The organism is Megasphaera lornae (genome assembly GCF_000214495.1).
In the GTDB taxonomy this organism is placed as follows: Bacteria; Bacillota; Negativicutes; order Veillonellales; family Megasphaeraceae; genus Megasphaera; species Megasphaera lornae.
Genome location: NZ_AFIJ01000029.1, coordinates 93,964 through 104,968 on the forward strand (window position 1 = coordinate 93,964; position 11,005 = coordinate 104,968).

An 11,005-nucleotide genomic window follows, 5' to 3' on the forward strand; every position below is an offset into this window, starting at 1 on the left:
TACCGCCACCCCTTATGGTTTCTTAAACTGCGACATATATAACATATAATATTTTCCCTTTTTCGCCAGCAGCTCTTCATGCGTGCCGCTTTCCGCAATTTGCCCCTTGTGCAGCACCAAAATCCGATCCGCCCGGCGTATCGTTCCTAAACGGTGGGCAATAATCAGCGTCGTCCGGTTTCGGGTCAACCGTTGCAACGCCGCTTGAATATGACGTTCCGTGGCACTGTCCAGGGCCGACGTAGCTTCATCCAAAATCAGCACGGGCGGATTTTTTAAAAAGACCCGGGCAATGGCCAGCCGTTGTTTTTGACCGCCCGATAATTTCACGCCCCGCTCTCCCACCGTACTGTCATAGCCCCGGGGCAACGCCGTAATAAACGCCTGCGCCTCGGCCGCAACGGCGGCCCGTTCAATCGCCTCCGGCGAGGCCCCGTCACACCCGTACGCAATATTATCCCGCACGGAACCGGAAAACAGAAACACGTCCTGCTGTACGATCCCTATATGTTGCCGCAGCGACGCCAACGTATAGTCCTGAATCGGCACGTCGTCTATATAAATCGTACCGTGTTGCGGTTCATAAAACCGCAGCAGCAAATTCACCAAACTGGATTTCCCGCTGCCCGTTTCCCCGACAATGGCGACGGTTTTCCCGGCCTCTACCGAAAACGACACATCCTGCAATACCGGTTCGCCGGCGACGTAAGAAAAGCAAATATGGGAAAAACGAATCGTCCCGCTGTGTGCCGGCATCCTGCGCGCATCCCGCCGATCCGTAATCCGCGGCGTCAACGCCATCATTTCTTCATAGCGCCTATACCCCGCCAAACCGCGTTGGTATTGTTCGGTCAACGCGGTCAATTGAAAAATCGGTTTAATAAACACCAATAAATACATTAAAAAAGCCACTAAATCCCCGATCTGCATACGCCCCTGCAAAATCAGCCACGCGCCGATAGCGATAATGACCAGGTTGATCAAATTGGAAAACAGCAGCACACTGCTCATCATGGAAGCGCCCATGCGGAACGTCCGTTGCTTGGCCCGCCGCAACTCCCGACTGAGGCGGACAAATTTGCCGTACTCCGTCGCTTCCCGGGCAAAAGCCTGTACCAGGCGTACAGCCTGTAAACTTTCCCCGGCCTGCGCGCTGAGGGCGCCGGTAATCGTGCGCGTTTCCTGATACGTAACTTTCAACTGCCCGTTAAAATAAATCGTAGCCGCCGTTTTAATTCCCAATAACGCCAGAACCGAAGCGGCCAGCGTGCCGTTAATATAAAACAGCAGCCCCGCACTGCCTACCATGGTAATACAACAGACGACCAATAAATTCGGCAATTGAAACAGCAAATCGCCGATTTCCGAAATATCGTTGGTAAGCCGCGACAACAATTGCCCGGTTTGCACATTGTCGAAAAAAGAAAAATCCATCGTTTCCAAATGCAGAAATAAACGACTGCGCAACTCGTGCTCAATGGCGGCGCCCATACTCTTTCCCCCATAGTACACGCCCCAAGACACGACAAACGAAATCGCATACAATCCCAACAAGATACCGCCCAACCGCCAAAGCCGCGCCATATCCGCCGCCGGCAACACGGTGGACAAAATATTCCGTACTACCATGGGAAACGTAATATCCAACCCGGCCGTCACACACGACCCGAGCAGAATATACAGCACCTGTGTGTAATACGAACGATAACAGGCCCATAACTTTCTCATTGTCCGCTCCTTTCCCCTTGCCGCATTCTATATATCCCAGTATATCATACGGCGCCTACGTAAAAAAGAAGGGACCGCCCTTCCTGCGAAGTACCGTCCCTTCTCTGCCGCCGCGCTTGCCCGCTTACAGTTTCCACTGCCCCGCAAGCCGCCACGCTCTACCGCCGATAGACAAATTATCATTCTTCATATTGGCCAAATTGTCAATGCCGAACGTAAGCGTAACGCCGCTGCGCCATTTTTTCTGCATCATAATATCCCATATATGGTACGAATAATTTTTTATGCTCCCTCTGCCGACCGCTTGTCCGTAATTGCCGATAAACCGTCCCGACAAAACGGCAGCTATGCCGTCGGCTCGCCGATCATCATACCGAACTTGTACGGTCGTTGTCGTTTCCGGTCGCCTGCTCAAACGACTGCCGTCGCCCACGTCTTCCGCATCAAGATAATTATATTGCGCTTTCACGGTCCAAGCCGGCGTAAGATGCGCGCCGATCATGAATTCCGTACCGTTAATTTGCGCTTCGCCGATATTATCATATTGAATCCGCTTAGGCATGATATTTTCGTGTGTCTTCTGATTCTGATACCATTCCACCGTTCTGCCTTCAATCAGATTATGGACCCGATTGGTAAAGTACGTCGCTTTCATAAAGAGCTTGCCGTCTTCTCCTTCTACGCTCACATCATAGCAGTTCGCATGTTCCGGCTGTAACGCGGGATTCCCTATAATGCTGACCACATACGGTCCCATGGCATGGTTCATATTCATATATAATTCACTGATGGTCGGCGCCTTATACCCTTTGCCGTAATTCGCTTTAAACCGAATATGCGGTGTCGCTTCATACGTCAAGCCTATTTTCGGCGTAACGACGGACCCGAAGCGGCTGTTATGTTCATAGCGAAGCGAAGGCACTACCAGGAGTTTCTCATTGACTTGCCACAAATCTTCTATAAACCCGGCATAGGAACTTACGGCATGCGCTTTTTTCACTTTCTGCGCGCCGGCCTGCGAACCGCCCAACCGGGTGCCTTCATAAAATACATTTTTGTATTCCCCGCCATACGTCACATTATGCGCATTGCCTATATACCGGGTATTTTTTCCTTCCACTACCCACGTATGATAATCCGCCGCATCCACATCTACTTTAGGATGCATCATGCCCAACATGCGTTCAAAATCCATGGGGCCGAATTTCGGGAGCAACGGTCTGCGATTCACTAAATACGATTCTTTCTTTAATGTGGTGTAGTACGTACGAATTTGATAATCATGAGCCGCCGTTCGCCCGGTGTATTCCGCACTGATATCATTCTGCGTATTATGATACCATTCTTCTTTATCTTTATTATACACCAAACGCAACGGTTCCAATCCCGTTGTATACGGATATTGGGCATGAAAATCATCATTCATATGCCCCAGATCCACGCGGAACTTATTATGCTCCTTATTTTCAAAATCATAGACGGCAGTCACATGGATGCGTCGATGCATGCCGTACATGTTGGAAGCTTCGCCGTCCGTAATATGCCCTCTACGCATAGGCGGCATACCGCCGTGCCCGTGCATATCGCCATGTCCTTGCATACCGCCATGTTCCGGCATACCGCCTTGCCCCGGCATATCGCCTTGCCCCGGCATATCGCCATGTCCCGGCATACCGCCTTGTCCCGGCATACCGCCTTGTCCCGGCATATCGCCATGTCCTTGCATACCGCCGTGTCCCGGCATACCGCCTTGCCCTTGCATACCGCCTTGCCCCGGCATATCGCCATGTCCCGGCATATCGCCGTGCCCGTGCATACCGCCATGTCCCGGCATATCGCCATGTCCTTGCATATCGCCATGTCCCGGCATATCGCCATGTCCTTGCATATCGCCATGTCCTTGCATACCGCCGTGTCCCGGCATATCGCCATGTCCCGGCATATCGCCATGTCCTTGCATATCGCCATGTCCCGACATACCGCCTTGCCCTTCTTCTACCCGTTCATACACATGACGGGTTTGTTTTCTAATCCGGTCCAAGCGTACATCCACGGAGGAGGACCATTTGCCGTGTTTTCCCGAATCGGCGTGCACAAAAACGGCCGTATTATCGGTACCCGTATTCACCCCGACCGTAACGCCCTCTTTCTGCGGCGCCTTAGTAATAATATTAATAACCCCGCCGATAGCCTCCGAACCGTACAACGAAGAGGAAGGACCGCGAACAATTTCAATCCGCGCCACATCATTCGGACTCAAGCGTTGAAACGCATACACATTCTGTGTTTCTTTCGTATCTTCCCCGACAATACGCCGTCCGTCTACCAAAATCAACGTATGATCCGTGTTCATCCCGCGAAGGGACACGGCATTACCCGTCATAACCGCCCGGGAAAGATTCAGATTGGCGGCATACGCCAATACGGATCGCAAATCATTACATCCCAACAATTGAATATCCTTGGCCGTAATCACTTCTACGGCCTGCGGCACCGTCCGTACTTCCGTTGCCGTTTTCGACGCCGTAACCACTACGTCCCGCGTCTGCACGGGCGTTGCGCCCGCCGCCGGGGAAGATGTCAGCGAAAGCAGTACCGCTGCCGATATGAATCCTGTGTTTTGCCAAAATTTATGATACTTCATACATACTACATCCCCTCTCCTGTCATCATGAATATATTATATCGTTGCATAGGGCAGACAAATCCGTTGCTTCTCCGTGCCCCGTCCCACCGTCGTAACCATGGCGCGAATACCGTACAACGATGCCAACACGTCTTCCCGGAACACGGTTTCCACCGTTCCGTCCGCCACGATTTCTCCCTGTTTCAACGCAATCAGCCGTTGACTGTATCGTGCGGCATGGTTCAAATCATGCATTACCATAATAACCGTAATGCCCAATTCCCGATGTAAGCGGACGACCAATTCCATAATATCCAACTGATGCCGAATATCTAAATACGTCGTCGGTTCATCCAACAACAAAATCTTCGGTTCTTTCGCCAAGGCCATGGCCAGCCACGCCCGCTGCCGTTCTCCGCCGGATAACGCCGTAAGCGGTTGATCGCGCAACGCGCACAGTTCCGTCGCCGCCAACGCCTCCTCTATACTCCGCCAATCCGCCTTCGTCAGGGAAGAAAATCGGCCCCGATACGGCATACGACCGAAGCAGACCAGGTCGGTTACGGTCATATCTCCGGGCGCCTGCACCGATTGCGGCAATACGGACAACACTTTGGCCAACGATGTTAACGACATATGCCGCATATCCCCGCCGTTCAGATATACCGCTCCCGCTGTCGGGATCAGCAACTTGGCCAACGCTTTCAGCAAGGTCGACTTTCCCGAGCCGTTAGGACCGATAATGGAAATTACTTCCGGCTTATCAAAGGCAAGGGTCAAATCCTTAATAATCACACGCTCTCCATACTGCAATCGCAAATGAAGCGCAGAAAGCTTATTCATAGTGCCGCATCCTCCGCTGTAATAAATAGAGAAAAAACGGGGCGCCTACAAAAGACATAAATATGCCGACCGGAATTTCCATAGGACTTAACACCGTACGGGCCGCAATATCCGCCGCCACCACCAGCACGGCGCCGAAAATGGCCGAAGCCGGTAACAGCGTTTCAAAATCGGAACCGACAATCAATCGCATGACATGCGGAATAATCAGTCCCACAAAGCCTAATAAGCCGGCGACGCTCACGGCCGCCGCCGCCAATAAAGCCGCAAAAATAATCAGAATCGTCCGGGTCCGTGCGGCATGTACGCCCAATGTCTTGGCTACTTCATCGCCCAACTGCAACGCATTCAATTGCCGAAAGCAACAGCACGTGCCGCCGATACCGATGAGGCTGTACGGCAAAATCATCCGCACATACTCCCAACTGCTGCCGGCAAAGCCGCCGGCCATCCACGCGACCGTGCCTTGAATTTTATCGGAAAAAAACACGGACAAAGCCGTCATACCGCCGCCGAAAAAAGCGGCCACCGCAACGCCGGCCAATACTAACCGTAACGGTTGAATACCGCGATGCCAGGAAAGCGCAAACACAATAACGGCGGCGGCTATCCCCCCGACAAACGCCGCCATAGGTACAAACGCCGTCCAAGTCGGCGCGGTTAACATGAGCAGCATAGCCGCCAACCCGGCACCGGCGGAGATGCCGATAATCCCCGGATCCGCTAAGGGATTACGTAAAATTCCCTGCAAAATACATCCGGACAGCGCTAAATCGGCACCGGCCAACGAAGCGCAAATAACCCGAGGTAACCGCAAAGTATAAATAATGCGCACCGTATCGGCATCCCCGGAAAAGAGGAACAGGCGCAACACCTCCCGTAACGGAATCGGCACCGCCCCGATCGCCAAAGCCGTTACCATAACGCCCAACAACAGAACAATACCCGCACAAAGCGTACCGACACGAATCGCTTCCCGCCTTTCCCGGCTTTGTCCCGCTATCACGACGATTCCCCCCGACCGTACAAACAATGCGCCATATACAACATAGCATCGCCGATGCGACTTCCCGGATTGACCGTAAACAAATCCATCGGCAACTCATAAATGCGATGGTCCCGCACCGCCTTCACTTGCCGCCACGAAGAAGCAACCTGCATTTGATGGCGGAATTCGTCGTTCATCTGCGCCGAAGTGCCCATAGAAATGATAAAAATAATATCCGGATTTTGTTTCACCACATACTCCATACTCAACGGCACATAAGGGGCCGATAAGGAGGCGTCAAAATCGGCAATATTCGTGCCGCCCATACGCCGCAACACATCGCCGGAAAAACTGTTTGCCGTAGCCATATTATTACTTGCGGGAGAACTGAAAATAATCAACGTTTTGGGACTTGCCCGGCCGTTCTTCAAGGTTTCCACGGCATGACATTTGGCATCTATAGCTTTGATTTTTTCTTGTGTGCCCTTTTCATCACCGGTTAAGGAACCGAAAAACTGTAAAGTTTTTATCGTATCTTCATAATTGTCCAAGGAATTAATATATAAAGGAATCCCGTTATCCTGCAACGTCTTGCGAATCTGATTATGAAAAGGTACATTAATCCCTACGACCAAGTCCGGTTTTAAAGAAATAATTTTTTCCACATTAGGCGAATGAATAATCCCCACTTCCGGAACCTGCGCCACTGCTTTTTGTAATTCCGGCGACATCGCATGCGAGGTCGGTTTGCCCGCAATCGCCGCGGTTCCCCCGGCAGTCACATACAAATCCATATTCGATACATTTAAAAATACCACCCGTTTCGGATGCATCGGAATTTGCACCTTCGTCCCCGTACTGTCCGTCACCGTACGCATGGCCGCAGTAGACGCCTGTGTCACGCCCTGCTGCCGATATACCGCCCCGCCTATGACGCATACTAAAACAATCACGACGATACCCAAAATGACTTTTTTCACTATAGCCCTCCTTTTTATTATAGATAATGGTAATCACTATCACATAGTATAGCACATATGAACCGATAAAATCCGGTCTTTCCTTACAAAAAATACGTAGGCCGAACAAATTTTTTTCAAAAAAAATCCGCCTGCCGACAACACCGACAATGCCGAATACGTAATTTAATAGTCACTATCACTTTTTCATTTTATAAATATGTGCTATACTGAAACTATCATATAATAAAGGAGTTTTTACAATGAACAAAAAAGCCGAATCATTTAAAAAGTTTTTGGATGAAAAAAAAATCAACGACTTTGTCGTTGAAGAAATGAAAGAAGATGACTTGCATGCCGTCGTCTTTCGTTCGTATTTAACCGTAACCGGCAACAATCTGAATACCATTTTGGTCTTGGACGACAGTGTGTACAGCATGATTCGCGTATTTGTCGCCCCGCAGGCGCAAACCGAAAAGAATCGCGACGCCTTGACAAAATTAATCAATGAATACAACATGACCTACAAAGCGTTCAAGTACTTTACCGATACGGACGGCAACTTGATTTTGGATCTTTGCATGGTAAATACGGGCGACACGGTAGACGGAGAACTCGTATATGCGTTGTATCAAACCATTAGCGACCATTTGGAAACGGCGTATAAAGATTTGATGAAAATTATTTTGGAATAATCGCCGGCTTTGCAGGCCGACCTGCACCATCCCCCGCCTATGTACGCATAGGCGGGGGATTTTTTTACGGCAGCACCGCTCAGCCCTGCCGGGTAATCTCGTCCATAAGCCGCGCCACCGTCCGTGCCGCCGTTGTTTCGTCTTTCATCATTTGCCTGATCGTACAGCCCCAAACGACGATGACGCGAATGCCCGGGTCTGCCGGGCGACGGTAGTTGTTTTGTACGCATAGGCGGGGGATTTTTTTACGGCAGCATCGCTCAGCCCTGCCGGGTAATTTCGTCCATAAGCCGCGCCACCGTCCGGTCCGCCGTTGTTTCGTCTTTCATCATTTGCCTGATCGTACAGCCCCAAACGACGATGACATGAATGCCCGGGTCCGCCGGGCGGCGGTAGTTGTTTTGTACGCATAAGCGTTTTTTTACTGCCGACACTATTCGCCCTGCCGGGTAATTTCGTCCATAAGCCGCGCCACCGTCCGGTCCGCCGTTGTTTCGTCTTTCATCATTTGCTTGATCGTACAGCCCCAAACGACGATGACGCGAATGCCCATGTCTGCCAATCGACGGTAGTTGTGTTGATCCCGAATGACATTGCCCGTCAATTTTTCTTGCCAAAACGCGTGATGGTGTTTAGGAAGAGAAGCATACCGGCAATGTTCATGCCGATGCCAAAAACAGCCGTTCACAAAGACGGCCGCTCGGTATTTGGGAATATACAGATCGGGAGTGCCGGGAAGGTTCTTCTCATGTAAGCGATAACGCAAACCTTGATGCCACAAGCGTTTGCGCAGAAAAATCTCCGGTTTCGTATTTTTACTTTTAACTCTTGCCATGTTTTCACTTCTGGTCATGGGTCTCTTACGCTTCATGATCCGCCTCTTTCCTGTGCGCCCTGCCGCTTGCCGTCGTGCGGCTGCGGCCTTCCGGTTCCTATTCTAGCACAGGTCCCGGGGAAAGAAAATGGTACGGACGACGACGGTCATAAAGAAAGGCCGAACGACCCTCGCCTACGAGAGCCGTCGGCCTGTTTCCTACCTACCCGCGCCGGTCCGCCGCTCCGAAAGCGGCGACGCCGCAAGGACCTACGATTCTTGCCATTCCCGCAATTGTTCGCGCAAGCGCGCTTCATGCCGCCGTATCATATACCGAATACGCCGTTCGCTCATGCCGTATTTGCGGCTCAATTCGGCATAGTTCATTTGCCAACTATACCGATCCGACAACAGCCTCCTCGTAAGCGGCGGTTCCTGCCGCAAAAGGTCCTGCAAGTGCAGCCGCAACACCGTATACGTATCCGGCGAAACGACAGCGCCGTACGCCGAACAGACGGCGGCAAAGTTGTCCCGCAATTTGCTTTGCATAAGACGCACCTGATAGCCTTCCCGCCGTACGGCATTGTGCAGAGCCGCCAGGACTTGCCGTACCGTACAGTCCGCGTGTTGCAAATCCGCCGTTTGTAAAAACGTATGCATGGCATCGAAACAAATATTAAAAATTTCGTCCCGTTCCATACAATACGTATATCTTCGTTGCAATTTATGGATATAAGGAGCCACTTGTTGTATCAGGTCCGCGGCAATTTGCCGATTTCCCTGACGATACGCCATAATATCATCTCGTAACGATTTCATAATATTCACCTCTTCAATATAGTTGTCCGGCCGGTCGGGCCGTTTGTTTCGTTGCCATGTATGCCGTCGCGGTCGCCTTACGGCAGATCCGTACGGCCGCTTCCCGGCACGCGTCATACCGGTACGAACACGGACAAAGACGGGCCCGTTCCCCCGAGGGCGGGCGCCCGTCCTGCCGTCCGTACGGCTTACGCCTGTGTCGTCAGCTTACGTACGCTGCGCTGCACAATGGCCGCGTCTTTCAACGCCCGAAAGCGATCCTCGCCGACGGCGAAAATATCGGCCGACAACAACACCTTGATGCCGGCGTCCACGTCGGCACGGGACAAGCCGTCTTTCGGTTCGCGCAGACTGTAGCGCGCGATTTTCCCCTGTTCCGTCACAAAGGACAGAGCCAGCGTCGTTACGGTTTTTTCTTCCATGGTCTCACCTCCTTTCCTGTACGCGTCATGACTTACGCTTCAATTTTTGTGTCCACTACCATGTGTACGGCGGCCAAGTCGCCTTTTTGCAAGGCACTCACCGCTTTGGCCGCCGTGTACACGTTGGCAGCCTCGGCGCCGCTGCGAAGTTTGCTCATCGTAAACGTCCGGGATTTGCCGTCCCGATTCATGATGACCTTCATTTTGGCGCTCACCTGTTGTGTACGCATCCTATCACCTCCTTTCATCGTCGCTTAGACGCGGAACCCCGCCGCGTCCCCATATTGACAAATGCCGTCGGCAACGGCGCGCGCACAGGCGTCTTCCCGCCCTTCGTACCGCCGCAGATCCGCATCGTTGTCAATAAAACAAGTTTCCACTAAAATAGCCGGCATGCGGGTGGCCCGCAGGACGTATAAGTCCGGCCGTTCTTTAATACCCCGATCGGGCAATTGTAATACCTGTTGCACCCGGGCTTGCACGGCATGTCCCAACAGGACGGCCGCCGCCGAACGGCCCACCAAGGTTTCCGTCCCGCCGGCCCGGCCGTTAAAGGCGTTAAAATGCAGGGAAACAAAGATATGCGCGCCGCTTTCGTTGGCGTGGGCACAAACGGCCTGCAAATTATGTTGCTGTTCCGTCAGCACCGTCATTCGCCGCGCTTCCAAATAGTGTTTTACCCGTTCTCCCAACGCGTACGCCAAGTCGCATTCCCGCAGGCCGCGCGTGGGATGGACGGCGCCGGAATCCAGGCGGCGATCATGCCCGGGGTTCAGAAATATTTTCATGCGCCGCTCCTTTCTCTTCCTGCCGGGTTTGTTGCACCGCCATATGCACGGCGGCTTCCGAGCCGCCTACGGCAATGCCCGTGACATCCCCTTCCCGAGAATTTTCCGGCCGTCTGCCGGCACGTTGTCCGGCTTCGGCCATACTGCCCAAGAGCCGTTGGAGCAGAAAAATCACGGCTCCCGCCAAAGGCGTACGTAAAAATTCAAAAAATTTGTTCATTCCTTCTCCTTTCTGTGACTACATCAGATTTCCGGTCTACGAACCGGTCCGCATTACAGGCGGCAGGAAGCCGTTCCGGTCGGACGATAGGACAGGCCCCGAA

General features: G+C 52.2%; 13 protein-coding genes. 1 reads left to right on the forward strand and 12 read right to left on the reverse strand.

Going from position 1 to position 11,005, the window contains the following annotated elements; translation table 11 throughout:
• Positions 1-12: 12 nt before the first annotated feature.
• The 5 genes from HMPREF1039_RS04365 to HMPREF1039_RS04390 all read right to left on the reverse strand — a co-directional run bounded on the left by HMPREF1039_RS04365 (position 13) and on the right by HMPREF1039_RS04390 (position 7,165).
• A complete protein-coding gene (locus tag HMPREF1039_RS04365) occupies positions 13-1,728 on the reverse strand; it encodes an ABC transporter ATP-binding protein (RefSeq protein ID WP_007391145.1) in 1,716 nt (571 codons plus the stop codon).
• 124 nt (positions 1,729-1,852) lie between these two features.
• Positions 1,853-4,372, reverse strand: coding sequence for a TonB-dependent receptor plug domain-containing protein (locus tag HMPREF1039_RS07675; RefSeq protein ID WP_007391141.1), 2,520 nt, complete (start codon positions 4,370-4,372; stop codon positions 1,853-1,855).
• A gap of 36 nt (positions 4,373-4,408) precedes the next feature.
• Entirely contained in the window at positions 4,409-5,197 is a 789-nt protein-coding gene (locus HMPREF1039_RS04380) for an ABC transporter ATP-binding protein (RefSeq protein ID WP_007391161.1), read from the reverse strand.
• A complete protein-coding gene (locus HMPREF1039_RS04385) occupies positions 5,190-6,203 on the reverse strand; it encodes a FecCD family ABC transporter permease (protein WP_007391155.1) in 1,014 nt (337 codons plus the stop codon). The genes HMPREF1039_RS04380 and HMPREF1039_RS04385 overlap by 8 nt, the downstream gene beginning before the upstream one ends.
• Positions 6,200-7,165 (reverse strand): ABC transporter substrate-binding protein, encoded by a 966-nt coding sequence (locus HMPREF1039_RS04390; RefSeq protein ID WP_007391139.1) that lies wholly within the window; start codon positions 7,163-7,165, stop codon positions 6,200-6,202. Before HMPREF1039_RS04390 ends, HMPREF1039_RS04385 begins: the two co-directional genes overlap by 4 nt.
• Positions 7,166-7,407: 242 nt before the next feature.
• Between HMPREF1039_RS04390 and HMPREF1039_RS04395 the strand changes: the two genes are divergently transcribed.
• The gene (locus HMPREF1039_RS04395; protein WP_007391148.1) at positions 7,408-7,839 is read left to right on the forward strand and encodes a YbjN domain-containing protein; all 432 of its coding nucleotides are present in this window, start codon (positions 7,408-7,410) and stop codon (positions 7,837-7,839) included.
• A 260-nt stretch (positions 7,840-8,099) separates the two neighbouring features.
• Here the strand turns inward: HMPREF1039_RS04395 and HMPREF1039_RS07995 are convergent, their stop codons facing one another.
• The 7 genes from HMPREF1039_RS07995 to HMPREF1039_RS04425 all read right to left on the reverse strand — a co-directional run bounded on the left by HMPREF1039_RS07995 (position 8,100) and on the right by HMPREF1039_RS04425 (position 10,902).
• Entirely contained in the window at positions 8,100-8,273 is a 174-nt protein-coding gene (locus HMPREF1039_RS07995) for a hypothetical protein (RefSeq protein ID WP_007391172.1), read from the reverse strand.
• Positions 8,273-8,710, reverse strand: coding sequence for a very short patch repair endonuclease (locus HMPREF1039_RS04400; protein WP_007391191.1), 438 nt, complete (start codon positions 8,708-8,710; stop codon positions 8,273-8,275). The genes HMPREF1039_RS07995 and HMPREF1039_RS04400 overlap by 1 nt, the downstream gene beginning before the upstream one ends.
• 213 nt (positions 8,711-8,923) lie before the next feature.
• Positions 8,924-9,472, reverse strand: coding sequence for an RNA polymerase sigma factor (locus HMPREF1039_RS04405; RefSeq protein WP_232217218.1), 549 nt, complete (start codon positions 9,470-9,472; stop codon positions 8,924-8,926).
• Positions 9,473-9,660: 188 nt separating this feature from the next.
• Positions 9,661-9,894, reverse strand: coding sequence for a DUF2922 domain-containing protein (locus tag HMPREF1039_RS04410; protein ID WP_007391194.1), 234 nt, complete (start codon positions 9,892-9,894; stop codon positions 9,661-9,663).
• A gap of 32 nt (positions 9,895-9,926) precedes the next feature.
• On the reverse strand, positions 9,927-10,124 hold the full coding sequence (locus HMPREF1039_RS04415) for a DUF1659 domain-containing protein (protein WP_007391114.1): 198 nt from the start codon (positions 10,122-10,124) through the stop codon (positions 9,927-9,929).
• 24 nt (positions 10,125-10,148) lie between these two features.
• On the reverse strand, positions 10,149-10,682 hold the full coding sequence (locus tag HMPREF1039_RS04420; RefSeq protein WP_007391190.1) for an N-acetylmuramoyl-L-alanine amidase family protein: 534 nt from the start codon (positions 10,680-10,682) through the stop codon (positions 10,149-10,151).
• A complete protein-coding gene (locus HMPREF1039_RS04425; protein WP_007391182.1) occupies positions 10,654-10,902 on the reverse strand; it encodes a hypothetical protein in 249 nt (82 codons plus the stop codon). The genes HMPREF1039_RS04420 and HMPREF1039_RS04425 overlap by 29 nt, the downstream gene beginning before the upstream one ends.
• Between the last annotated feature and the right edge of the window lie 103 nt (positions 10,903-11,005).